The sequence below is a fragment of the Sulfolobus sp. E5-1-F genome (assembly GCF_009601705.1).
Lineage (GTDB): Archaea > Thermoproteota > Thermoprotei_A > Sulfolobales > Sulfolobaceae > Saccharolobus.
Window position 1 is genome coordinate 1,287,678 of sequence record NZ_CP045687.1, and the last position, 24,210, is coordinate 1,311,887.

23 protein-coding genes and 1 pseudogene are annotated in these 24,210 nt (G+C 35.8%); 8 read left to right on the top strand and 16 right to left on the bottom strand.

Translation table 11 applies throughout. The features are described 5' to 3' along the window. Window positions 1-80: 80 nt before the first annotated feature. The 3 genes from GFS03_RS06230 to GFS03_RS06235 form a co-directional block, all read right to left on the bottom strand. A complete protein-coding gene (locus GFS03_RS06230) occupies window positions 81-1,145 on the bottom strand; it encodes a hypothetical protein (RefSeq protein ID WP_153423005.1) in 1,065 nt (354 codons plus the stop codon). 73 nt (window positions 1,146-1,218) lie between these two features. Further along, window positions 1,219-1,359 (bottom strand): hypothetical protein, encoded by a 141-nt coding sequence (locus GFS03_RS13335; protein WP_167738481.1) that lies wholly within the window; start codon window positions 1,357-1,359, stop codon window positions 1,219-1,221. Between the two features lie 307 nt (window positions 1,360-1,666). After that, entirely contained in the window at window positions 1,667-2,464 is a 798-nt protein-coding gene (locus tag GFS03_RS06235; RefSeq protein ID WP_153423006.1) for a hypothetical protein, read from the bottom strand. A 105-nt stretch (window positions 2,465-2,569) separates the two neighbouring features. On the opposite strand from GFS03_RS06235, the pseudogene GFS03_RS06240 reads away from it, so the two are divergent. Beyond that, window positions 2,570-3,017: pseudogene (locus tag GFS03_RS06240) on the top strand (SRPBCC family protein). A gap of 34 nt (window positions 3,018-3,051) precedes the next feature. After that, on the top strand, window positions 3,052-4,074 hold the full coding sequence (locus GFS03_RS06245; RefSeq protein ID WP_153423008.1) for an arginine deiminase family protein: 1,023 nt from the start codon (window positions 3,052-3,054) through the stop codon (window positions 4,072-4,074). Here GFS03_RS06245 and GFS03_RS06250 read toward each other — a convergent pair. Together GFS03_RS06250 and GFS03_RS06255 are read right to left on the bottom strand one after the other, a co-directional pair. After that, the gene (locus GFS03_RS06250) at window positions 4,071-5,165 is read right to left on the bottom strand and encodes an MFS transporter (protein WP_153423009.1); all 1,095 of its coding nucleotides are present in this window, start codon (window positions 5,163-5,165) and stop codon (window positions 4,071-4,073) included. The two genes, GFS03_RS06245 and GFS03_RS06250, sit on opposite strands and share 4 nt — an antisense overlap. Before the next feature lie 3 nt (window positions 5,166-5,168). Continuing rightward, the gene (locus GFS03_RS06255; protein ID WP_153423010.1) at window positions 5,169-6,458 is read right to left on the bottom strand and encodes a TrpB-like pyridoxal phosphate-dependent enzyme; all 1,290 of its coding nucleotides are present in this window, start codon (window positions 6,456-6,458) and stop codon (window positions 5,169-5,171) included. An 89-nt stretch (window positions 6,459-6,547) separates the two neighbouring features. Between GFS03_RS06255 and GFS03_RS06260 the strand changes: the two genes are divergently transcribed. From GFS03_RS06260 to GFS03_RS06280, 5 genes are all read left to right on the top strand, one after another. Beyond that, window positions 6,548-7,375: an ABC transporter ATP-binding protein gene (locus tag GFS03_RS06260; protein ID WP_153424564.1), complete on the top strand. Its 828-nt coding sequence runs from the start codon at window positions 6,548-6,550 to the stop codon at window positions 7,373-7,375. Next, window positions 7,365-8,078, top strand: a complete 714-nt coding sequence (locus GFS03_RS06265) for an ABC transporter permease (protein WP_153423011.1) — start codon at window positions 7,365-7,367, stop codon at window positions 8,076-8,078. The genes GFS03_RS06260 and GFS03_RS06265 overlap by 11 nt, the downstream gene beginning before the upstream one ends. Before the next feature lie 148 nt (window positions 8,079-8,226). Further along, the gene (locus GFS03_RS06270) at window positions 8,227-9,342 is read left to right on the top strand and encodes an OFA family MFS transporter (RefSeq protein ID WP_153423012.1); all 1,116 of its coding nucleotides are present in this window, start codon (window positions 8,227-8,229) and stop codon (window positions 9,340-9,342) included. A gap of 170 nt (window positions 9,343-9,512) precedes the next feature. Then, window positions 9,513-13,325: a S53 family peptidase gene (locus tag GFS03_RS06275; RefSeq protein ID WP_153423013.1), complete on the top strand. Its 3,813-nt coding sequence runs from the start codon at window positions 9,513-9,515 to the stop codon at window positions 13,323-13,325. Window positions 13,326-13,370: 45 nt separating this feature from the next. After that, window positions 13,371-14,513 carry an MFS transporter gene (locus GFS03_RS06280; protein ID WP_153423014.1) on the top strand — a complete coding sequence of 381 codons (1,143 nt, stop codon included), beginning with the start codon at window positions 13,371-13,373 and terminating at the stop codon, window positions 14,511-14,513. Here the strand turns inward: GFS03_RS06280 and GFS03_RS06285 are convergent. From GFS03_RS06285 to GFS03_RS06335, 11 genes are all read right to left on the bottom strand, one after another. Continuing rightward, complete coding sequence (locus tag GFS03_RS06285) at window positions 14,491-15,666, bottom strand: cation:proton antiporter (RefSeq protein WP_153423015.1); 1,176 nt, start codon at window positions 15,664-15,666, stop codon at window positions 14,491-14,493. The genes GFS03_RS06280 and GFS03_RS06285 overlap by 23 nt on opposite strands. Window positions 15,667-15,795: 129 nt before the next feature. After that, a complete protein-coding gene (locus tag GFS03_RS06290; protein WP_153423016.1) occupies window positions 15,796-16,380 on the bottom strand; it encodes a hypothetical protein in 585 nt (194 codons plus the stop codon). Next, window positions 16,367-17,029, bottom strand: a complete 663-nt coding sequence (locus GFS03_RS06295) for a hypothetical protein (RefSeq protein ID WP_153423017.1) — start codon at window positions 17,027-17,029, stop codon at window positions 16,367-16,369. The genes GFS03_RS06290 and GFS03_RS06295 overlap by 14 nt, the downstream gene beginning before the upstream one ends. A 19-nt stretch (window positions 17,030-17,048) precedes the next feature. Continuing rightward, the gene (locus tag GFS03_RS06300; protein WP_153423018.1) at window positions 17,049-17,966 is read right to left on the bottom strand and encodes a CoB--CoM heterodisulfide reductase iron-sulfur subunit B family protein; all 918 of its coding nucleotides are present in this window, start codon (window positions 17,964-17,966) and stop codon (window positions 17,049-17,051) included. Next, the gene (locus GFS03_RS06305; protein ID WP_153423019.1) at window positions 17,963-18,655 is read right to left on the bottom strand and encodes a 4Fe-4S dicluster domain-containing protein; all 693 of its coding nucleotides are present in this window, start codon (window positions 18,653-18,655) and stop codon (window positions 17,963-17,965) included. Before GFS03_RS06305 ends, GFS03_RS06300 begins: the two co-directional genes overlap by 4 nt. Continuing rightward, window positions 18,642-19,325: a hypothetical protein gene (locus GFS03_RS06310; protein WP_167738482.1), complete on the bottom strand. Its 684-nt coding sequence runs from the start codon at window positions 19,323-19,325 to the stop codon at window positions 18,642-18,644. Before GFS03_RS06310 ends, GFS03_RS06305 begins: the two co-directional genes overlap by 14 nt. 43 nt (window positions 19,326-19,368) lie before the next feature. Beyond that, window positions 19,369-20,475, bottom strand: a complete 1,107-nt coding sequence (locus GFS03_RS06315; protein WP_153423020.1) for a CoB--CoM heterodisulfide reductase iron-sulfur subunit A family protein — start codon at window positions 20,473-20,475, stop codon at window positions 19,369-19,371. 57 nt (window positions 20,476-20,532) lie between these two features. Continuing rightward, window positions 20,533-21,846, bottom strand: coding sequence for a CoB--CoM heterodisulfide reductase iron-sulfur subunit B family protein (locus GFS03_RS06320; RefSeq protein ID WP_153423021.1), 1,314 nt, complete (start codon window positions 21,844-21,846; stop codon window positions 20,533-20,535). A gap of 204 nt (window positions 21,847-22,050) precedes the next feature. Beyond that, entirely contained in the window at window positions 22,051-22,893 is an 843-nt protein-coding gene (locus tag GFS03_RS06325) for a 4Fe-4S dicluster domain-containing protein (RefSeq protein WP_153423022.1), read from the bottom strand. Between the two features lie 68 nt (window positions 22,894-22,961). Then, window positions 22,962-23,204 carry a sulfurtransferase TusA family protein gene (locus GFS03_RS06330; RefSeq protein WP_153423023.1) on the bottom strand — a complete coding sequence of 81 codons (243 nt, stop codon included), beginning with the start codon at window positions 23,202-23,204 and terminating at the stop codon, window positions 22,962-22,964. A gap of 12 nt (window positions 23,205-23,216) precedes the next feature. Further along, window positions 23,217-23,648: a DsrE/DsrF/DrsH-like family protein gene (locus tag GFS03_RS06335; protein ID WP_153423024.1), complete on the bottom strand. Its 432-nt coding sequence runs from the start codon at window positions 23,646-23,648 to the stop codon at window positions 23,217-23,219. Between the two features lie 157 nt (window positions 23,649-23,805). On the opposite strand from GFS03_RS06335, the gene GFS03_RS06340 reads away from it, so the two are divergent. After that, window positions 23,806-24,207: a DsrE family protein gene (locus GFS03_RS06340; RefSeq protein WP_012713554.1), complete on the top strand. Its 402-nt coding sequence runs from the start codon at window positions 23,806-23,808 to the stop codon at window positions 24,205-24,207. The last annotated feature ends 3 nt before the right edge of the window (window positions 24,208-24,210 follow it).

Here is a 24,210-nt window from a genome sequence, read left to right on the forward strand (position 1 = left end):
ATCTTATTTCTCCTTTTTTCTCTTTGAAAGACCAAGGTTTTCCCTCAACAGTGTCGTAAATACGTGACTTAACGCTATTTTTAGACACTTTTCCTTTGTTCCAACAACCTATTTAATTCTTTCTCGAAGTTTTCCTTTAACTCACGCAAAGTTATAGACCACTTATTTTCTTTTGTAAAGTGCTCATAAGGTATGGAATACGTTCTGACGAAATCCCTCAAAGGCGTAATAGGGTGAACGTAAACATCATATGAAAAGTGATATGCTGAGGATAATTTGTTGACAAACCCCAAGATATCAAGCAACATGTGCCTCTGACCAACAATAAAAGCGTATATTTTATCATTATGCAAATAAGACACCCTTAAGAGAGTTACAATCCTACTCAACTCCCTAACAATTTCATCATTAACGTCATTAACGATCAACGAAATCCTAAAATCAAGTTTACCCAAATAAGTGTAAAAAGCGTCAACCAAACCCCTACCAACAACGTGATTAAAGTAATGATAAATAACCTCATCCACTGAAACACCTAAAGACTTAGCAATCTCATCCCACGAGCTTAAGGGATCTTCTTGTTTCTTTCCCAACGCGTAAATATCAACCCAATCTGGACTAAAACCATCACTCAAATCCGGCAACTGAAAAGGCTCCCTAGGCTTATCCAAAATAGCCCTTTCAAACATTAAACTCTCAAAATTAAATGCTGAGTAATCAACAGGGTAAATTTCCCTCTTGTATTCTAGATAAGTCTCGTAATCCTTAACCAGTTCACTCTCACTCATCTTCTCCAAAATCTGAACAAAATCCCACCTACCCCTAGGAAACACCACATCTAGAACTATTGTATCACTAGTCAAAACGTCCCTCAATGACGCTATTATCATGCCGTCAAAGAGGTAGTAAAAGTCAACGGGTTGTAAAGCTGAATCTTTAGATAACTTAATAGTAGTATGAAAGAGTGATAATCCTAATGTATGAAATTTAGGGGAAGGGCCGACCAATATTTTAAGTTTAGATAGTACATCTCTGATATTTTCTATACCAGTTAATTCACGCAATAGGTCGTAATTGTGATCACCAAACCTCTGAACGTAATGTAATAACTTAGCAAGATTCTCTGAATTAATAGAATCAGTCATACTCCAGTTGATAATAAGTAGTGAGAATACATAAAAATAGTATCTTCAAAATTCTAAAAAGAGTTTAACATATCTAACCAGTACCTGGTAATTTTGATTCTCCAGCATGCACTACATGTAGTGCTGCTAGGATCAGTGGTAGAGATGCTGCTGTTATTATTATTGCATACCTTACTACTTGACTTGAAGCCAAGGTGTACATGTTTACTTTCATTTTTGGTCAATTTCTTCTATCGTAATACGCCCCATAAACATGAGTATTTGAATGAATTAGATTTATTGGAAATTAAGAGTTTGAGCTAAAATCAACTCAATAAAAAGTTTATACTTTCAATACCTCAGATACGAACAAATATTCCAGGAGATGTCGAGTTATGAGGTGAGTATTACGGAGAACCTTAGTACCTTATGTGAAAAATTTAAAAAATAATTTTTGTTGTAAAGTCTATATCTTTAATTATTAATTTCGCTTTTTGGAATTTAAATTCTCCTCTTAAGTACACGTTTTCTTATCTTAATAATTAAACTCTTATTACTCTTCTCGTCATTGGTATCTCTTTAACTAACTCTATAGCCTTGTTTTCAATAACATCTACCTCATATATTGCAGAAGTAGAGTAAATAACCTTTCTCTCATCTTTTTTAGCTATTGCTGTTACACCAAATGTAGGTCTTGGTAGCTTAAGACTTACTTTATCCCAACTAATCCCATTATCTTTGGAAATTATTAAGGGCTCTTGGCTCATTATATGCCCCACAATTATTCCTCCTAAATTTTCCAATCCGTGAGCGTAACCATTTATGACTTTATTAAAAATAGTGAGATCTTTAGTTACGTAAATTCCATTTGCCGTAGCTATTAGTAGATTTTCACCATAAGCTAAAAGGTTGTGCATGTCTGCGAAGAAATCTAATGGCTTTAGTTGACTAATGGACTTCCCTATGAGTAAGTTTCCTTCTTCGACAGTTGCAACTATTTGATCTCTAAATAGTGCGAAATCCGTTATGTGTGCTGGACCGTAGGGAAATTCCCAGCCTAATCTTTCTGCTTCTTTAGTTAGGTTTAGTATCTCTTTTACTTTTCCATCTTTGATCTCGTATATCTTAGGTCCCTCAATTGAAGCGTAAATTGTATTTCCAAACTCCCATAATCTCCAACACCCTTCATTTATTATTACCTCTTTGTAATTGAAAATTACTCCTCTTTCTGATGAGCAAATATAGGGTAAGATCGCATCGTTAACTTCATAGTCTTCTGTTAATTTCTCCAATTCCTTGTCTAACTTATATAATCCATTGTCAGTTGCAATCAGATACATAATATCATTTACGATTGGAGGTTTAAAATCATTATTAATTATTATTATAATAACAAGGAATTCAGATAGAAGACGGATAATGACGAGTGATTTAATTATTAAAAAATGTTTTTATCCTTGAGCGAGATTAATTGCAATAATGATAGAGTTCTTAATTGAGAAGAGCTTCAATATGCCAGAGGATATAGTATGGCAAATAGTCAAGGACGTAAATTCCATTCCAAACTACTGGAGGGGTGTTAGGGAGTTAAAAGTTAAGCAAGTAGATAAGAACGTTTATGAAGGGAAAATAAGGTTTGCGTTTCCCTCTTCGGGTAAAGTTAGGATAATCGTCAATGATGATGAAAGGACGTTAACCTTTGAGTATGTTGAAGGGCCGATAAGGGGATATAATAAGGTGAAAGTCTCTAAAGGTAAGATCTCTTCTGAATGGAAGGTTACCATGAGCGGTCTTTTGAAGCTAACAGAGGGTTGGAGTAGAGATCACTTCATGGAAGGTACTGAGCATGCATTGGAAAGGATATTAAATGCATCCCTTAATGTCTCTCCTTAATTTTATTTAGATTAACGCCGATTTTATTCTAATAATGTTTGCTGAGTGGGGAAAGCTTAGAGCTGTAGGAATGCATAAGCCTGGCTTGGAGGTAATGTTTGGTCTTCTAGATCCCTCGTCCTTCCTTTATGAGAGACGATTCAATTGGAGTAAGGCAAGGAGAGAACACGATAACCTTAGAAGAGCGTTAAAAGAAGAAGGAGTTAAAATATATAGACTTAGACAAACAATTGCGAACAAGATTAGAAAGAATAGTAAATTTAGGGAGAAGGTGATAGAAAAAGTTGGAATTAATAGTGATGATCCCGAGTTCCTTGTAGAGTTGTTGATCTTAAGACCGATTCTTAGTTATGAAAAGAGTGAGAAAGGTGTACAGTTAGAGGTTAAACTGACTAACCCTCTTTCTAATCTTTACTTCATGAGAGATCAGCAGATTACTACAGAAAAGGGAATAATAATGGGGAGGATGGCTACACATCAGAGAGAGAAGGAAGTTGAGGTTATGAAGTTGTTTTGGGAGGCGTTAAATATGGAATATAAGGAGATAAGTAGAGGTAAACTTGAGGGTGGAGATTTCTTTCCAATGGGTGATTTTAGCTTAATAGGTGTTGGGGTTAGAAGTAATCTAGAGGGTGTAAGTGAGCTGTTTAAGATTTTGAATGGTGAGATAGGCATAGTAGATTGGAATAGGGAAGAGTTTATCCATTTGGATACTTTCTTCAACGTTGGATCTTCCAGTTCGGTAGTTAGTGTTAGGAGTTTGATGGAGGAGAGTGTGGTTGTAGTTTATTACGATGGGAAGGCTATAAGGAAGACAACACTATATGAGTACGTGGTTAAGGAGAAGGGATTTAATTTGATTGAAGTGAGTGTGGGTGAGGCTAAGAATTACATAACTAATTTTTTGACTGCAGATGACGGTAAGATTTTATCGCCTAAAAATCCCGCAAATAGAAAGCTTGAAAAAGAGTATGATGTAATAGAGGTTGAGGTTTCAAATTTGACTGGTGGTGCTGGTGGTATTCATTGTATGACGGCTGTGATAGAGAGGAGCTAGATCTTCTTCCCCTTGGTTTCTGTAATTAATATTACACTTATGAACGTAACTAGTACGTATGATAATGTGATTAAGAGAAGCGAAGATTGATTAGTTCTTAGTAACACTGGAGCTAGTGAACCTCCTAATATACTCGCCACTTGGTAGGAAAAATTTGATGCAGTAAACCTATATTTTTTATCAAATATCTCAGTAAATATTGAGGATTGCGGGGCATATAATGCGGAGTCTGAAACTGACATTAGTATTTCCCCTGGAAGTAAATTTCTTGTTAGCACGATACCGGCTGTCATCATTAATATTAACCCAATGATTATTACCTTCCTCCTTCCAACTAGGTCACTTAAGTAGCCAAATAATGGAATTAGGAAAAGTTGGAAAGAAATTGAGATTATCACTATTAACGAGAGAAAGGAAATTGAGGATGATTTTGTAAAAATATAGGAGGTAAAAATATAGAAATTCGCACTTTCACTAATTTTAATTCCTATTGATTTTAATATGTTGGCCCAATCGTGCCTTATTGCTTCTAATAATGGTTGTGTTTTACTTCTAGCCACTTTTTGTGTAGATACGTCCCTGACTAGTAATAATGAGAGAAGTGATAGGAAGGTTACTGCAAGAAATGAGTAAGGCCAATAAATTACGTAATAATTTATTACTAGAATTGTGAGTGAAGATAGTATAATGCCAATTGGGACTGATAGTTGTAATAAACTTGTTATAAACCCTCTAAATTTATGCTCAGAATACACTTCTATAATAATAGTACTAGCTCCGCCCCATTCTCCACCTAAACTAAGACCTTGCAAAAGTCTGGAAATAATTAGGGGATAGATATTATTAGGTATCAACACTATTATGGATGAAATCGCTAACGTAACATCAGTTAGGATTAATGCAACCCTTCTATTTACTCTATCTCCTATATACCCAAATATTATACTCCCTAACATTCTGGCTATAAAACCCAAAACGAAAATTATTGAGCCAATTACAACATTAAATTCTATAAAAGAAAGCTGAGAAAATAAAAAGAAGGCATACCATTGGGAAATTGTTAAGAGTATACTTCCTACTAAAGTCCTCATTTTCTACTCCTTAAACAACACAGATGCGTAGTTGCCTAGATCTAGTAACCCGTGCCCAGAAAAGCTTACCAGTACTGTCTTCTTTTCTCCACTCTTCTTAGCTTCTTCAGCTATTTCAGCTAATATTGGTAATGCATGTGAAGTCTCAGGGGCTGGTATATATCCTTCTAATTCTGAGAATAGTTTAGCCCATTTGAACGACTCTTCTTGAGAGTAATCTCTTGGCTGTACAATTCCTTTGCTCATTAACAGACTAAGAGTAGGAGCTACTCCATGATATCTTAGGCCTCCTGCATAAACTGGAGGTGGTACAAAGTCTGAACCTATTGTGTACATTTTTAGCATTGGCAATAATTTTGCAGTATCTGGATAATCGTATTTGTACACACCCTTGGTCATTTTTGGAACTTCTGAGGATCCAGAGGCAATATATTTTCTCCTAACCTTTCCACTTCTTAGCTCATCTCCTAAGAATGGGTAAGCTAATGCAGCGTAATTTGATCCCCCTCCAACAACCCCTATAATGTAATCTGGATCTTCACCTATCATCTCCATCTGCTTCTTAGCCTCCATTCCAGCTATTGTTTTAAACATTATATCTGAATTTACTACACTACCTACAACGTATTTTCCGCCGTTTTTATGAGCATATTCTACTGCATCACTTATTGCGATGCCTAGAGATCCAGGGTGATTAGGATCTTTAGCTAATAATTCCCTACCAAACTCTGTCAAATCTGAAGGGGATGGATGAACTTCTGCTCCATACATTTGCATCATATATTTTCTATATGGCTTTGCGTAAAAGCTTGTCCTAACCATGAAGACATGTGCTTTTATCCTAAACAAAGCTGAGGCTAATGCAACTGCTGATCCCCACTGACCAGCTCCAGTTTCTGTCGTAACGAACTTCGCGTTATCCAATTTAGCGTAATATACGTGTGCTAACGCACTATTAATTTTATGAGAACCTGTATAAGTATAGCTCTCCATTTTCAGATAGATTTTAATACTATTTCCTAAGTACTCCTCTAACCTTTTTGCCCTAATTATCGGAGTTGGTCTTCCTACTTGTAAATATCTCTCTAGAACCTCATCTGGAATTTTTACGTATCTTTCCTTGGTGAATTCCAACTCTAGTACCTTGCTTGGTAAAATCTCTTTCAATAACTGTAGAGATTTGCCAGTGGGATCTTGTGGTGGAGGTAATTCTTCCGGTAGATCTGGTAAGATATTATACCATTGTGTGGGTATCTCATCTTGAGGTAAATCTATTCTTATTTTCATAGCCATTACTACATTAGATAAGTTTATACTTTTTTCTCTTATTTTTTAATTCTAAACGATAAATTTAAAAGGTTTCAATGAGAAAGAAGATTATAATGTATGTCATCGAGGTAAATAACGTATGGAAAGCTTATGGTAAGATTATTGCAAATGAGGATATTACGATGAGAGTTAAAGAGGGAGAAATTGTAGCGTTATTAGGACCGAATGGTGCGGGGAAAACTACTCTTGTTAAGCAAATTTACGGCGAGTTAAATCCGACCAAGGGTGAAATAAGAGTTCTAGGCAGAAAACCAACTGATAGACATGTTAAGAAATTCTTAGGAGTAATTCCACAAGAGTGCGAGCCTTATGGTGATCTAACAGTATGGGATAATATATACTACATGGGGAGATTAAAGGGAGTTTCTAAGGATGAAATTAAGAAGAGAGGAGAGGAATTATTGGAAAGATTGGATTTGAAAAGTAAAAGAAACACTCTGGCTAGGGATCTATCTGGGGGTTTAAAGAGGAGAACTCTAATCGCAATGGCTTTGATAAACAATCCTAAACTCCTAATACTTGATGAGCCGACTACTGGATTAGACCCTGAAGCTAGGAGAGAAGTGTGGGAAATATTGCTTAACATGAGGAAAGAGGGTCAGAGTATGCTACTTACTACCCACTATTTAGATGAGGCTGAGAGACTAGCCGACAAGATATATTTTTTAAGCAGGAAGATTATAGTCGAGGGAACACCTACGCAAATAAAGGAGAAATTCGCAGATTGGTACGAAGTAACCGATTATACTAACGGTAAAGTGTATAGGGTAAAGGGAGAGGAGGAACTCAAGAAAATCGTAATGTCGATTAACGGCAAATTTGAAGTTAGAATGCCAAGTTTGGAGGAAATATATCTTCAGGTAATGAAAGATGTTGAGTGAATTTCTTAACTTAATCGTAATGCAACTAAAGATGATAAAGGCGTACTTACCAGTGTTCCTCTTCTTCTCGATCCTTTTCCCAATAGGATTCATGCTTGTGTTTGGCTATATTTCAATTAAATCATTGACACCATTTATAGTAGCAGGTACAATAACGTTTTACGTTTCAATTGGAGTTCTAACTTCGGTTGCTCAATCTCTAGCATTTGAGAGAAATGCTGGTAGATTTTCCTTAATGATAGCAACTGGTATACCGAGAGAGTTTTACGCAATAAGCATAGCGCTTAGTAACGGTATTGCCACACTGATTATGATACCAATAATCCTAGTTTTGGGTAGTTATTTACTTCACGTAGAAATAAAATCAATTCCATTTCTACTTATTGCACTGATATCGTCATTATTTATGGCTTCGATGTTAGGTATGACATTGGGCTTAGGAATTAAGAACATATACGCCGTAAACCAATACTCGACAATTATAAGCTTCGTACTTTCCTTCTTTGCCCCAGTCTACTTCCCAGTAACTTTTATACCATTACCATTTCGCTATTTAACTTATATTGAACCTACTACTTACGTCTCTCAAGCCTTATATTACGCTTTTGTAGGAAATCCCATTTCCTTAGTATGGAGTTTAGGTATAATAGCTTTCGGTTTCGTTTTCGTTATCTTAAGTAGATACGTTATAAGAAGACAATAGTTTTCGACCTCCTTGTCATCATTTTTATGGGGTTTAATACGCTCTTAGAGAGATATAGATGGATTAGGTTTAAAAAGCTCTTAGACTTGTACCTTACATACTTCGTTCTTTAGTAAGTTTTTTTAACTAATTGTGAACATTTCCTCCTATGAATAGGAACAAGTACATTATTATTGGTTTCATAGTAATGTGCTTCAATTCCTTGTATCAATATTCTTGGAATGCCTTAGGGCCTCTCTTAAGGGAAGGGTTTAATGTTAGTATAGTTGAAATAGCCATAGGCTTTACGTTGTTCACTGTATTTTCTTCTGTTTTTCAACCAATTGGAGGTCATTTTGCGGACAAACAAGGTCCAAAGAAGATAGGCGTACTCTCAGCTATTTTATCAGCACTAGGTTTTCTTGGGACTTACCTTTCTCCCAATATTTACGTCTTTTTTATAAGTTGGACAATAGGTAGTATAGGTGAGGGAATACTTTACGGAATAGCTGCAAATTTAGCAATGAAGTGGTTCAAGGAAAGGATGGGATTTGCCACTGGAATAGTATCAATGGGATTTGGAATAGGTTCAGCCATAGCTAATCCCTTCATATACATGGCTAATAATTACAGAATAGTAACATTAACAATAGGATTAGTTGAGATAATACTCTTGCCAATTCTTTTGTACATCTCAGATTATCCTCCTAAATTATCTGGCCAGACTCCAAGACAAGCGATTTTAAGTCCTAAATTCTGGCTAATCTATATTTCTTTCACAACTTCCATAGTTCCGTTAACGGTACTTTCCTCAGAATTACCAGTATTAGGAAAAGGTTTACCTCAACAAGAATTAGTGACTTTAATCTCGATTTTACCATTACTAAGTGGAGGATTAAGACCATTTTTCGGCTATATTGCTGATAGATTGGGCATATTGAGAACAACGTTTCTTCTCACCATTGTGTTAACGTTGGGTAGCATATCTTTACTTCTCAAGGAAATAGCGCTTTCTACGGTTCTTGTAGGCTTAGCAGGAGGATCGTTAATTACACTCTATTTTAACGTTTCCACGGAAATATTCGGCTTTAAGTTTTCCACAGTAAACAGTGGAATACTATATACTGGTAAGGCTTTAGGTGGTGCGTTAGGTAGCGTTATATTTGCATTGCTTTACACGATAAGTCTAAGGACCTCAGAAATATACACTTTAACCTGTAGCCTTATAGGAGTTATTACCTTATTGCCACTTATATTTACTAAACAGAGCAGAAAGGTTCAATGATTTTTTATCTTATAGTTAACTAATTGTTAAGTATTACATAAATTGATAATACCAAATCAAAACAAAACGTTTGATATAGCTCTATCTAAGAAGAATTAGAGGATACTAGTATACTGATCAGTACACTTATTAGTAGTAAGGTTTAAAAATTAGTAACAGAATAAACATATATGTATAGGTATATATTTTTAATATCGATACTATTAATTTCCATTATACCCGTAGTTTTTGCATCATATTCTAATATATACCAGAATCCAGTAACTTTAAAGGGATTTAGAGAAATAGGAACGTTAAATACAAATCAAGAGGTAATAGTTACAATTTTTGTACCACTTAAAAATCTAGATCTATTATACTATTACGCTGGTGCAACCTCAAACCCGGCTTCACCGCTATACCATAAATTCTTAAGCCCTCAAGAAGTACAACAACTATTCTTACCAACTGAGGAGTATAACCAAATCCTAAACTACGTTAAAAATAGCGGATTTCAAGTATTATTTACCGCATTAAACTCAGTAATAGTAGTAAAGGGTACAGTGGGTCAAGTTGAGAAATATTTAGGTACTAAGTATACGGTTTACTCTAATGGTTCCATAACCTATTACACCAATTACGGATACCCCAAGATAAATGCCTATGTATACTCCAGTAACGTCTCAATAATATTCTTTGCCCATCCATCTACGTTAATTACTGAGAGCATGCTAAAGAGCTTTCAGCAAGAGATAAATCAAACATTTCCACTTGAAGGCTATTGGCCAACTGTATTACAAAAAGTGTATAATGTTACTACAGAGGGAGAGAATACTACAATAGGAATACTAGACTTTTATGGCGATCCTTACATTGTTCAACAGTTAGCGTATTTTGATAAAGTAACCGGATTACCAAATCCTCCCAACTTTACTATAGTACCAATTGGGCCCTATAATCCTAACTTAGGTATTGCAAATGGTTGGGCTGGAGAGATTAGCCTAGATGTTGAAGTAGCACATGCAATAGCACCAAAGGCAAACATAACGCTGTATATAGCTAATCCGAATATACCTTTACCCGCTATTATCGCATATATTACAAGTCAAAATAAAGTTGATACGTTATCTCAAAGCTTTATTATACCAGAGAGTGTCTTTTCCTCTCTTTTTAATGGTCCGTTATTCTATTCATGTGTAATACTAAGTGATGAGTACTATGCCTTGGGTTCGGCCGAGGGAATAACTTTCCTAGCTAGTTCTGGAGATGCTGGAGGTTCAGGGTATAGTAATGGACCTATAGGGACTGTAGGATATCCCTCAACATCACCTTTTGTAACTTCAGTGGGAGGTACAACTGTATATTTGCAATTCCCTAATGGATCTTATTATCAGACTGCTTGGTCAAATTACGGTTTTGTCCCAAATAATCTAAATTGTGGTGGTTCAACTGGTGGAGTAAGTATAATTGAGCCTAAACCATGGTATCAGTGGGGATTACTTACACCATCTACTTATCCGAATGGTAAGCTTATTCCAGAAATTTCCGCTAATGCAAATGTATACCCTGGAATATACATAGTTCTACCGGGCAATGTGACAGGCATAACTGGAGGTACAAGTGAGTCTTCGCCTTTAACTGCTGGGTTATTAAGTACAATTGAAAGTTATACTCATAATAGAATTGGTCTGCTAAATCCTATATTAACTTACATGGCTGAGAAATACTACGGTAAAGCAATAGAACCAATAACTTTTGGTTATAACATCCCTTGGGTCGCGTATTATGGTTATAACTTAGTAACTGGTTATGGTACAATTAACGCAGGATACTTTGAAAATATACTATCCACAATCAATTTATCATCAAAGGAGCTAAATGTAATAGTTAACGTTTACAATACTTCAATACCTACTATACCTCCTCAACAATTCTATCCCAGGCAACATATTCTAGTCACTGCTAATATAACGTATCCAAATGGAAGTCCAGTACAAACTGGTGAGTTCAAAGCATTAATAGAGAACTATCTAGGGAACTTAACTACATTTAACTTGACTTATAACCCGCTTACTAAGTTATGGGCTGGTAGTGGGATTTTACCCAATAACGCTAGTGGCGTCTTATTTGTCTACGTTTATGGAAGTGAAGATGGACTAAAGGGAATCGGATACTATGAGACTTTCTCTGGATATTATATAACGTTCGATTATACGACGACTTTTATACCAGTTTATGCAGAGTTGGGCAATGCTGAACTGGGAATTACCTTATCTAACTCATACTTCGAAGCACCAATTGGAGTAATGAATATTACCCTCGATATTTATTCCTATAACATAACAACAAATGCATACACGTTTGTAACAACGTTAAGTGTACCTATTAAGAATGGAGTAGGAGTTATCGATTTACCACCAGACTTAAGCGTAGGAGATCTGTTGATTATAGCGGAAGGTAATGCTTATGGTTTTGACGCATTTACTAATGGAATATACATGCAAACCTTATTCATATTGCCACAAGTTGTAGTTGAACCGGGCAGTGTTTCCCCTGGGCAATTCATTACAATAGAGGGATCAATTATACCGCCAGTTAACTTACCCAGTTCCACATTCCAAGATGCATTACAAGGTACTAACATTACTGCTAAATTGGTAAGTAGTAATGGTGTCGTAATAAATGAGGCTAATATACCATTATCACCGAATGGAATCTACTTTGGATATTTGTACATACCTAAAAATACTTCCCCTGGGCTTTACAATGTTCTATTGTTTGCAACCTATTACTCTTATGCTTTGAACACTACAATTCAAGGATTCTATTACGGCCAAATATACGTTTCTAATCAAGCTACGATCTCAGTGAAGTCAGTTAACTATGCATTTGAGGGACAAACTGTTTTCATTTACGCTAATATAACAAATGGTACTAATGAAATTAAGTTCGGAATGTTCAGTGCTACCGTGTACCCCTCGAGCCTCTCATTTAATTATACTACGATAAGTTCAATAATAGAGATACCACTGTGGTATAATCCTAAGATAGGAGAATGGGAAGGGAATTTTACACTGCCTTCAGCAATTAGTGCAGGAAATCTAACTTATTTAGCTGGGCAAGGATATTTCGGCGTGCCATTCAAGGTCTTAATAACCGGAATTTCCGCCTTAGGTAATCCAACCACTACCAATTCTGGTAATGCTTATACAATCAACGTATTGCCATATACCTTATTTACAAATCAAACCTTAGACAAGACGTTACCATCATATGCAAGTTTAGTAAACGTGAAGATATTGAATGTAAGTGGTAATCTATTGAATGACTTCCTTACTAACGTTGTTATTGTTAATAGCAATGTAAAAATATTGAATGGTAACATATCTAATTTAGTAATTAGAAATTCCACAGTGTTCATAATGCAGAGTAATGCGAATAACATTACATTATACAATTCAACTCTGTACGCCATAGGTGGAAGTATAAATGGATTAAACGTAATTAACTCTAAAGTAGTTCCAATAAACGTTCATATCCAAGGTTTATATCCTGAATTACCAACTATCACGATAAGCTTACCTTCTAAGAACGTAACTGGAACTGTTAATGTTACCGTTAATGTAGTGGGTGAAGATGTAAGTAGGATTAACGTATACTTGAATGGTAACTTGATAAGTTCATTTACAACAAATGGGACCCATATAGTAACTTTAAATACTCAAAACTATCCAGATGGTGGGTATAATTTAACAGTAACAGCAATTCAAAGTGATGGTTTAAGTAGTAGTAATAGTAGTTATCTGTATTTTGAAAACGGCCTAACTAATCTAAATACTAAGGTGAATTTGATATCTAATCAATTAACTAATGTAAGCAATAGTTTGTCATCTTCTATATCTTCCTTAAGGACTACGTCATTAGAATATCAGAGTATATCTTTAGCAATCGGTATTATAGCAATAGTTCTGGCAATATTGGCTCTAGTAAGAAGGAGAAGGTAAGATATAATCATTATTTTTATTACTATTTTTCTCCTTATTTTTAGTATGCTTAAAAATAGAAGCGAAGTCTTGAAAATCTCCTTTTCAGCCTTTTTCGCTGATCTTGGATATCAGGCTGTAGTAGCATCTTTTCCAATAATTTTCGTTCTTATCTTCAAAGCTCCAATTCCAATTTACGGTTTAGCTGAGGCATTGAATTACGGGATTGGGACTGTTATGGCTTATATTGGAGGTTTAGCTGGGGATAGGTTTGGGAGGAAAAGGATTGCAATCATAGGAAATGTTCTTATTCTATTTGTTTCTCTAATAGGATTATCTAGGGATTACATCCAAGCCCTTATTTTCTTCATGATAGGGTGGTGGTTTAGGAACTTTAGATCTCCACCAAGAAGAGCAATGATGGCTGAGGTAACTTCACCAGAAGAGAGATCAGAAGCCTTTGGGATTTTACATTCCTTAGATATAGCTGGAGCCTTACTTGCAATTATTTATCTTACTGTATTACTTTACCTCCATGTTTCCATACTTACCGTTCTCTTATTCACCTCAATACCTTTGCTTGTTTCAACAGCATTTTTAACCAAGGTTAACGCAGGAAAAAAGGGAGAAAAAAAGAAGATAGAGAATAAAATAGAGCAAAAAAGAGTCTTCTGGAGTGTTATATTATCTACAATGTTCTTTGGATTTAGTCAATACAGCTTTGGCTTTCCAATACTAACTACCACGGAAATTACTGGAAAAGACTATTTGGGAGTATTAGCCTACGGCGTATTTCTCGGTGCTTCTTCATTATTTGGCTACTTATTTGGCAGAATGAAACTAAAGGAATTTGAAAGTTTAGCATTTCTAGGGTACTTAGTTGGGGCAATAGGGTCTCTTGGTTTTGCGTATTTGTCTGGTTTTGGTTTATTTTCCCTTTATCCCCTTTCTTTCTTAATGGGAATTAGTGTTGCCTCAACTGAGACTTTTGAACCCACAATAATGTCCAAAATAACTAAAGAGGAGGCATATGGCACAAGTATGGGGTATTTATCAGCGGGTAGAAGTATTGGAATATTTCTCGGTAACGTGATTATGGGATTGCTGTATCAAATAAGCTATACATATGCGTACTTGTTCGCTACTATAACTTCTCTGATCTCCTTTGGTCTAATCTTAAGCCTAATCATGAAACCAAGTGCTTCTTAGCGTAACTCTTAAACACCACACTGCCTACAAATGTAGTAAATAGTGACATAAAAACTATACCTTCAAATTCCTCTAAACTTAACGCTTGATATGAAAGGCCTATAGAAGCAATCACTAACCCAGTCTCACCCCTAGGTACCATTCCAAACGCTATTGTATTAGCGGCTTTTACGTTTCTTAAGTAAGCTAAAGCAAATGGGAAGATTCCTAGCCACTTGAAAACGGTTGCTATGCCAGTTAATTCTAAGGATAATAATAACGTATTAAGATTTAGTGTTGAAAAATTAACTTCAGCTCCTATGTATACAAAAAATAATGGTCCGAAAACGCTAAGTAGTGTGTTACTAATTTCTTTAATTTTTTCGCTTTTTATACTGTTAGCAAATGCAACTCCAGCAACGAAAGCTGAAATTATGGGAGAGTATCCCAATGACACCATTAATAACGTTAAGCCGAATAGTATCGCGAGCGGAAACTCCTCTATGTACTTATCACTCAATCTATCAGTTATTTTCGGGACTATGATAACTGAAACTGCTAATATAACTAGCCATATAACTACAAGGGTAATTATTTTCAAACTGATAGAAGTAACACTTGTAGACGTGCCTTGCAAAATAGCTAGGATGACCGACAATAAGAGTAAATCCACTACGTCATCGGCTGCAGCAGCGGAAACCATGAAATTTATGCCCTTACCCTTCAATTTTTCTTCCTCTATTATAGATGCTACAGCTGCAAGACTGGTAGCTCCCATTGCAGCACCAAGTATCAGTGACGAATTTAAACCAAAACTTGACGTATAAAAGTAATATGCTGCGAAAAAAGGTAATAATGCACCAAACGTTGCCCCAAGAAATCCTAGGACGCCAGAAGATTTTATTGGTGCGATTCCATGCTCTAAACCAGAGGCGAATATTAACAGAATTACTGAAAACTCGGCTAAAAATTCAATATAACTATTTATACTTATTAAGGAAAAGCCCAATAGCTGGTTTAATAAAGAACCTAAAGCATAAGGACCTATTAACATACCAGCTAATAATTCACCTATCAGCTTAGGTAAACCGTACTTCTGTACAAGCGAACTTAAAATTTCTGCTAATAAGATAAAAATTGATACATCAAAGAGTGCTAGAATTATTGGATTCATGTTTATACTTTAGAAGCAATTGTTTATTAAACTTTTATCAGCGTTCGTACCCTTCTTCATCAGATCTAGTGAGCTGGGCTCATCACTATCATTGAGATGATATTGATAAACGTCTATTAAGTTTTCTGCTCAAACAGAAGGAGAAAGCTCAATTACTTTTGTCTTAATATACTTAGATTGTAAAGAGGATATAGTCTTGTCCCAACTCTCTGCCGGATTGCCTTTATTTATACCGATTTTTAATCTATTTTCTCCAACAATTTTTGCTAAATAGTAGGTACAAAAAGGTTTAGCTACACAATTTTCGCAATTAGAGTATACATTTGAATGTAGGTTCATGTAAACTACTTGCTTATCGTTAGTTACGTAAATTATTCCTTTCTTAAGGTTTAACGAGCCATTAGCCTTTTCAAAAGGGAATACTAACTTAACGTTAATCATATTTTCCTTAAGTATCCTCAACTTATTAAGATAATCTCTGATGTAATAGTAATAGCTTTTACTGTAATTTTCTCTTGAATCTTTGACAAGAACATTCATAATTTTAGTATCACTTATTTTAACAAAATCATAATAGTCAATTAAGACAACATTATTATTATCTTGTCTTATGGGTCTTTCAACAGTAACTACTTTAAACTCACACATTTCAATAATAAGTTTCGGAAATTTATTATAAAAACCTTTAATGTTGGTCTTATTAAAAATTGACATTAACATCATTCAATAGTTCAAGTGCATTTTTATATGCAACGCCTTCATCATAGCCATGGTTATTGATAAAGAGTTTTGCACTTTCGATTAAGTTAAGAGAATTATAAGGAGCATCACTACCATAAATACTTCTTCTTTGATCGATAATTGTAGAAGAATGATTCACCACATAATAGACTCTCTCGTTGGTAACTACGTGTTTACTATCAATGAGTACAACGGGAAAAGTATATTTATCCAATAACCATTTTAGTTCGTCTAAAGGAGGATCATACAGTACTAGAATTAACCCTTTTCTATCTACTACTTCATATACAAAGTTAAGCGATGGATGAAGTAATGAAAAGTTGTGATGTTTAGGACTTAGAACCACACCAATTATTCCCCTTTCTACTTGTCTAATAAGCTCTACTTGAGGAGGAACTCTGCATCTCGGATTATATATACCCAGCCTTAGTGTATAATCTTTCTTTCCCCAGAGATATTGCTGATAAAAACCATCCACACAACAATCACATGAGTACTTATAAATAGGATTTAATATAATTCGCCTTATCTCTATTTCATCCTCTCTTAACTTAGGCTCTTCCATGTAATTATATAGTTTTATACCATAGTGAGTGTTGAAATCTATGAAGAAAAAAGGCATATATAATAATGGGAAAAAGTTACAAATATCTTTTTAGTACTGACATTGGATTAGTGATATTGGCTGTAAGTAAAGTTTCTTCTGGGCTATGACCAAAGGCAAATGCCACCAGTTGTGAGAAGTAAGCTAATGGTGTCCTTAGATCTTCACCATATTTTTGAGCTATTTTCTCCATGTTAGTTTCAATAGCTACGTGGCCTAGTGGACAATCTGTGACTAATATTTCCGCACCGTTTCTTCTAGCCTCCTTTAATATTCTAGCTTCCAAGTGTAAGGCTACCTCTACATCGGAGTAAACGTGAGGACCACCACAGCACATTGTCTTAGCTTCAAATGGTACGACTTCAGCACCTAACGCTTTCAATATTTCGTCCATAAAGAATGGTCTCTCTGGGTCATCTCTCATTTTCATATATCCAGCTAAGGTATAAGATTTAGGCCTAACGTATAGACAACCATAATAAGGTGCAACTTTTAATCCGGTAAGAGGTCGTCTTACTTTAGCCTTGATAGTCTCAATTCCTACTGTGTTATAAATATACTCCACAGCATGGACAAGCATTAACTTTAGATCATAATTCTTAGTACCCATTTTTTCCAGATACATATTCGTTTTTTCTCTTAGTTTTGGGTACTTAGTAAGATAATATTGGGTTCTAGATAAGGAATAGTGACAGCCGGGACAAGCTGAAACTACAGCATCAGCTCCCATTTCCCTAGCTAACGCTAAATTCCTTGCTGGTAGTAATATCCCTGCCATAGTATTAACGTTCTTTACTTCTAATGCACCACAACAGTTATAGTCCTCGATCTTCTCTAATGGGATACCTAAATCTTGTGCAACTAGCTTTAGAGAGACATCATAAGATTTGCCTAATCCGTCTAAAGCACAGCCTGGATAGAACGCTACTTTACCATAAGGTGTGGGTAGTGTCATTCTGGTAGCACCTCCTCCATCATCGCTTCCTCTAACACCTTTTGTACTTTATCCCAGTTCTTAACTCTATTAGGCCTTAATACATCTTTTATAAGTCCTCCTTTCAATATTGCTGCGCCAATATTTATTAGATCCTTTAAGCTAAGCGTAACCATTCCAGCTTTAGCCGCAGCAGCACCTAGTGTCAGTTCTGAAATTCTTCCGCCGTTTTTAATTACAGTATCTAAGAATAGCTCATCAAACACTGTACCTGGATCTTTCTTAACTAATCCATGCTTTAATAGATAGTGATGAATAGAGTGTACTACTTCTTCTACTAATACTCCCTTAGGACATCTGTGAGTACATTTCTGGCATGAAACGCATCTCCAGAGTGAGTTTTGTAGTTCAACAAGTGCTTGCTTATCGCCCTTTCTAGCAAGATCTATAAATCTTCTCGGACTGTAATCCGGATCGTATTCTCTCATTGTACAACCTGAGGTACAAGTTCCGCATTGCCAGCAAGCGCTTATTGTAACACCCTCTAGGGTGTTGGCTATTTCATCCCATACTGTAGGGTCGTAGCCAGTCTGTGTTCTCTCAATCATGAAGGCGTTCCATGTTCCATCTACTTCTACACCATCCACTATTACCTTATCTTTTTGAATTAGACCTCTAATTATGGGTTTTTCTATCTCAGGAATTGGCAAGTCGGATCACCCTAAGGAAGGATTTGAGACCTAAAACCATGGCCGTAGTAGAAAGGTGAGATGGATAAAGACCACCTCCCTTTCTATCTACAGCCAGTAAAGTTGCGTAATCTACATACCTAACATAGGAGTACACCAAAAAAATTGAAGAATAATAATAATTAGGTGAGTCTAACCCAAAGATCGAAAGAACTTCCCTCAATTCTGAAACTGCATCAAAATAGTCTTTTTCATTCTTTAACACCACTTCATCTTTTAGTATATAAGTAATAGAACCAGAATTCTTTTTTGGGTTCCATAACCATCTAGTCCATAATGGATATTTTTCCGGTTCTAAGAAGTGAATTATTTCCCTAGCCATATCTTCTATATCTTCTGGTTCACTTGCCTTAAGCGAAGCAAAAACTTTAACTCTTTCGTCATAAGGCAAATCTCTATTTTTAAGGGTTTTGAAGGCTAGTTTAACCTTATCAATTCCATTGTTACCTATAATTTCATTATAATGCTTCTTAGCATAAAATATCACATCAAATAACTTCTTTGTATCTTCTTCAGTTCTAATCTCTAATGAATTAAGGAAATCAGTTTTCATTTGCATTGCTTTAATGATTACTGATAATGACTCTTTGGAATTACTTTTCACAGTATTATTTACATCCTTGGCTAACATAGCATTAAAAATATCTCTTACGTAATCAATGTTTAAAAAAACGTTAATGATGTACCACCTTCATCTCCTCAGTTTTCTTTGCAAAGTCCGACTCTTCCCATATTCCATGAGTAACGTATTCATAAGCTTTCATTGCAGCTGCATATCCCTCAGTTATAGAATCTGAAATAGTTTTAGGTCCGGTTATCGCACCAGCTAAGAATATTCCTTTCTTAGTAGATTGAACAGGTAGTCTATCGGGATCTAATGGCTTAACGAAACCGTGCTCTTCAAACTCCAATCCCAATGCCTTAGCCACTTGTTTTGAACCCAATCCAAGCTCCATCCCATTAGCCAATATTACCATATCATAAGGTACAGCTAGTGCCCTATTCAAGTTCATTGTATCCTCTCCCTTTATTATCACAGTGTCATTAGGACCTCTCATGAACTCTGAAATTCTACCCCTAATATAGCCAATTCTATAATCTAGTTGTGATTTCCAGTACAATTTATCCTCCATTAGACCATAAGTTCTTATATCCATGTAGTAGATGTGAACTACAGCATCTGGAATCCTTTGCTTGATCTCCATAGCTTGCTTTATTGAGACTGCACAACATACTCTAGAGCAATAAGTATTTCCCACTGTGGCATCCCTAGAACCTACACATAATAATATTGCAACTCTCTTAGGTGGAGTTCCCTTTGTAGTAACTAGCTTATTCTCATGAAGCATACCTTCTATGTCAGATATTTGGTATATGTTGGGGATTATACCATAACCGTATTCGTACTTCCTTCTAGAATCAAAATGCTCGAAACCAGAAGCTGCGATTATCGCATTAGTTTTCTCCACCTTTACATTACCCTTCTTATCCTTAATACTTACCTCAAAGCCATCAGAAGTGTTTTTAACAGCATCAACTATACTCTCCATGTAAATCTTAACATTGCCATTCTCTTGAACGGTTTTTACTAATGGATCGATAACCTCGGAAGCTGGCCTTAACTCGGGGAATAATAAACTGTACTTTAACCTCTTAGGTGTGCCACCTAAGAATGATTCCCTTTCAACAAGTATAACATTAACTCCCATATTTGCTAGTTCTTTGGAAGCTGAGAGACCTGCTGGTCCTCCACCTATAACTAGAACTGATTTACTATCCACTTAATCACCACCTTTTATTAAGTAAATTTAATTTAAAAAACTTTGCTTTTACTCTATTTACTTTGGTACATCCTTCTTATACCACTTTACTCTATCTGGAAGTGATAGATAGAAGTCGATCTTTCTATGCTTTGGATATAGGTATTGAGGCTCAGCCTTACCTTCTCTTAAATCTTGTAGGTATTGTACAAACTTCTCTTTATAATCGTCTACTGGAACGCCTATCTTCCTTAAGAAACCTTCAACATCTGTTGCGTGCCAGTGAATTTGCGCAATTATGTATGGATCTGCACCCATTGCCAAAGCCGCAAACTGCGCATCAGCTAATACTGGCAAATTATAGTTGAAACCATGAGCCTTTCCGGCCCACTGACTCTTATCTAAGGTAGTAACACATCCTGTATCGGAAGTTACGAAGATATCTGCATTTCCCTCCTCAACTGCTGGTATAACCTTCTTAAATAGTGCGAAACTCCTACTGAATTCTCTCTCTGTTAGGATATGTCTAAATCCAAATCCACAGCAATCCCACCATGTGGAGTAATCCACTAGTTTAGCACCAAAATTCTGTACAGTTCCAGAGGGGGCTGCTGGTCTTCTGCCTTGGAATACCTCGGGATCATAAATAGTATCCTCTGGAACTAACTTATAAACGTGACAAGGAGTGTGAACAGCCGCCTTTATGTTATCTAGATTGTACTTTTTCTGCTGCGCAGCTTTCTTACTCATTACATATAGCCATTCAGAATAGTGAACTACCTCTTCTGGTATTACAATGTCCATGTCCAGTTTTCTCATAATTGGTCTTAGCTTATCTCTTATCTCCTTGTGTAATATTATCATGTTTCTGACTTCCTTATAGTGACCAAATGACGTTCCACAATGGATTAATGGGAAGTAGCCGGTTTCATAAGCTCTCCACATGTTCCTTACGTATACTCCTGCTAAGGCTACGGGGTTAGAGGCACCAGAAGCATGATAATTCCATCCAGTACATGAGGTCTGATGAGGTTCGTCCAGATAATCTATCTCTAACTTATTCATCATCCAGAAAACAGAAGTTGGATAACCGGGAATATGACCGCATTGCCCACAGCTCTTATGATGCCATAATTTTGTAGTGGGTATTTTCTTAGGAGATCCATTTAGTGTTTGAGCTTCTACTGGATTGTTATAGGGCTTTATGTGATGTATAATGATTTCGCCTTTATCCTCCAATTTATACATTTCCTCTTTAACGTGTTCTAACCCATGAGGTGTACTATACCTATAGATTATCCTCTGATAAACTTCATTCCAGTCAACATCCTCGGCCATTGGAAAGGCCTCTTGAACTGCTCTTTGAATTTGCTTCTCTTCTTGGCTCAACATTCCACCTTATTTATATTGGTTATTTCAGATTTATAAACTTTATTTTAAAACTTCTTTCTAACAAGAAGAAAGGGTAAATATAATTTATATCGCAACTTGAGGAAAAAACGTTAGTTACAGATACAACCAACTCACTCTTAGTATTATGATACAGTTTATATAGTAACGAACTTTACAGAAAAAATACTTTTATAGAAAAACATACTATAACTCAAACCAACTATCTGGTAACTCGTCTTCATTTAACTCTCCTTTCTCCCACTTCTCCTTAATCTCCTCTAACTGTTGCTTCCTTTCCTCATAAATATCCATTATCATATCATAAAGATCCTTATCGACGTTCTTTAAGGAATCAAGCACACCTGCTTCTATAAATATAGTCATCATTTCGACTGCAGTCTGTAGTGAAGCATGCCAGCCCACATCAGTCCTTTGTAAAAGATCCACTGGAACTGCCTTCCTATACACATCCATATTCTTAGACTCTTCTACAGCCTGTGGTCCCCAATCTGGGAAAGCATCGGGTTGGATCATATCTGGCGTTACCTGGTTACCAGTTGTAATTACTGTTAGTAAGACTCTTCTATAAGGAGCTAATATCTCCTTTGCAGATTGCAAACCAAATTTTACAGCGTATTCTCTCAATACCATTATTAAGCCAGCGATTTCGTTATTAAACGGACATCTCATTGAACAAGTATAGCATTGCACACAGGCCCAAACTTTCCTATTTACGAACTCCCAAATCTTGTCCACTTCATCCCTCATCATATACTGTATCATTTCCCTAGGACCGAAATCGTAGAACTTTGCAGCAGGACACCCAGAGGTGCAAACGCCACAGTTTAAACATCCTCTCAAATACTCGTTATATCTGAAATCGCTCTTAACAGCTTCCCAGAACTTTATTGCAAGCTCTCTTTCTTCCGGTTTTAAATTGCTTAGCAAGTTTCTCTCTTCTTCTGGTAGTGGGCCTTGAACATCATATGACATGTCTAGAAGTCTTGGATCATCAGGAAGAGGAGGTAATATAGTTTTAGTAGCCATACCATTTCACAATTAAATAGAAGAATTAGATACTTATAAACTTTGTTAAAAAAGAATTCTAGCTTAACTTACTTCATTCTTTTAATTAATATTCTTGTTACTCCTCCTTGTTGTTGTATGTCAATTACTTGATTTCCAGTCCTCCTAGCCCAAGCTTCAATATCTGGTTTAGCAGCTGGATCAGTAGCCAATATCTCTAAAACCTCACCAACATTTATTTGTTTAATTGCCTTAGCTGTCTCTAAAACTGGTCCGGGACAATACATTCCCCTTGCATCTAAAGTTTTAGCAATCCTAACTTCTTGAGACATTTTCTCTCAACCTCAGATGAATAGAGTGATTCCTCCTTCCGCTCTATCTAAAAATGTGGCAACACCCACTACATCATCTACGAATTCAGCTAGATCTTCCCTCTTTATTCCGAAGAACTCCATAGTCGTGGAACATGCAAATACTTTAACTTCTCCAATTTCCTTAGCTTGTTGCACTAGCTGATGCCACATTGGATATTTCATTTCTTGCATCTTTTTCATCATTACTGGACCCATCTGTTCATAGTTCTTGTCAATTTGAGGTGGTTGTTGACTATTCAGACTCCTTTTCGTGATTGCTTGTAACCCCCAAAATGTAAAGAACAAGTTAACTTCATACCCAGATGCTGCAGCACCTGATGTTAAAATTCCAACCGGCATTAACTTATCTATTGTACCAGAGAAGACTATTATAGATAATTTCTTCTTCTTTTCTGCAGCCACTTTTTCACCATATTTATTTTTGCGTTTAAGTTATTTAAGCTTTATCCTTTTCATTTATTTTAATTATTTCCTATTTTCCGCAATCTATTGGTACAGAATAATGGTTTAATAAAAAATTTAAGTAAGTTCTTTAAGAAGTTATAATTGGGAATAAAATATGGCTCAAGCTCAAACTCAGGGTCAAGAAGAAGAACAAAAAAAGAAGATATTAATTGTAGTAACCCATGGTCCTGAGGATTTAGATAGGACATATGCCCCATTATTTATGGCTTCAATAGCTGCTTCGATGGAATATGAGACTTCAGTGTTCTTTATGATAAAAGGGCCTAAATTACTAGATAAGAAATGGCAAGAAGAGGAGAGGAAAAAGGGTGGGAATCCATTCATACACTTCTTCGACATGGCAAAGGATAATGGAGTTAAAATGTATGTCTGTGTACAAAGCCTAAAGGATATGTGCCATATGAAAGAAGATGATGTGGTAGAAGGTATAGAACTAGTTGGAGGATCTACACTAATAGATCTGACAATGGAAGCTGATAGGACATTATTCTTTTAAATG

Excerpts from the sequence above, each read along its gene's own strand:
- GFS03_RS06270 (WP_153423012.1), top strand. The coding sequence starts at position 8,227 with ATGAATAGGAACAAGTACATTATTATTGGTTTCATAGTAATGTGCTTC.
- GFS03_RS06255 (WP_153423010.1), bottom strand. The coding sequence starts at position 6,458 with ATGGCTATGAAAATAAGAATAGATTTACCTCAAGATGAGATACCCACA.
- GFS03_RS06290 (WP_153423016.1), bottom strand. The coding sequence starts at position 16,380 with ATGTCAATTTTTAATAAGACCAACATTAAAGGTTTTTATAATAAATTT.
- GFS03_RS06260 (WP_153424564.1), top strand. The coding sequence starts at position 6,548 with ATGTATGTCATCGAGGTAAATAACGTATGGAAAGCTTATGGTAAGATT.
- GFS03_RS06275 (WP_153423013.1), top strand. The coding sequence starts at position 9,513 with ATGTATAGGTATATATTTTTAATATCGATACTATTAATTTCCATTATA.
- GFS03_RS06250 (WP_153423009.1), bottom strand. The coding sequence starts at position 5,165 with ATGAGGACTTTAGTAGGAAGTATACTCTTAACAATTTCCCAATGGTAT.
- GFS03_RS06320 (WP_153423021.1), bottom strand. The coding sequence starts at position 21,846 with ATGTTGAGCCAAGAAGAGAAGCAAATTCAAAGAGCAGTTCAAGAGGCC.
- GFS03_RS06245 (WP_153423008.1), top strand. The coding sequence starts at position 3,052 with ATGTTTGCTGAGTGGGGAAAGCTTAGAGCTGTAGGAATGCATAAGCCT.
- GFS03_RS13335 (WP_167738481.1), bottom strand. The coding sequence starts at position 1,359 with ATGAAAGTAAACATGTACACCTTGGCTTCAAGTCAAGTAGTAAGGTAT.
- GFS03_RS06265 (WP_153423011.1), top strand. The coding sequence starts at position 7,365 with ATGTTGAGTGAATTTCTTAACTTAATCGTAATGCAACTAAAGATGATA.
- GFS03_RS06325 (WP_153423022.1), bottom strand. The coding sequence starts at position 22,893 with ATGGCTACTAAAACTATATTACCTCCTCTTCCTGATGATCCAAGACTT.
- GFS03_RS06340 (WP_012713554.1), top strand. The coding sequence starts at position 23,806 with ATGGCTCAAGCTCAAACTCAGGGTCAAGAAGAAGAACAAAAAAAGAAG.
- GFS03_RS06235 (WP_153423006.1), bottom strand. The coding sequence starts at position 2,464 with ATGTATCTGATTGCAACTGACAATGGATTATATAAGTTAGACAAGGAA.
- GFS03_RS06330 (WP_153423023.1), bottom strand. The coding sequence starts at position 23,204 with ATGTCTCAAGAAGTTAGGATTGCTAAAACTTTAGATGCAAGGGGAATG.
- GFS03_RS06310 (WP_167738482.1), bottom strand. The coding sequence starts at position 19,325 with ATGTTAGCCAAGGATGTAAATAATACTGTGAAAAGTAATTCCAAAGAG.
- GFS03_RS06280 (WP_153423014.1), top strand. The coding sequence starts at position 13,371 with ATGCTTAAAAATAGAAGCGAAGTCTTGAAAATCTCCTTTTCAGCCTTT.
- GFS03_RS06230 (WP_153423005.1), bottom strand. The coding sequence starts at position 1,145 with ATGACTGATTCTATTAATTCAGAGAATCTTGCTAAGTTATTACATTAC.
- GFS03_RS06295 (WP_153423017.1), bottom strand. The coding sequence starts at position 17,029 with ATGCCTTTTTTCTTCATAGATTTCAACACTCACTATGGTATAAAACTA.
- GFS03_RS06300 (WP_153423018.1), bottom strand. The coding sequence starts at position 17,966 with ATGACACTACCCACACCTTATGGTAAAGTAGCGTTCTATCCAGGCTGT.
- GFS03_RS06285 (WP_153423015.1), bottom strand. The coding sequence starts at position 15,666 with ATGAATCCAATAATTCTAGCACTCTTTGATGTATCAATTTTTATCTTA.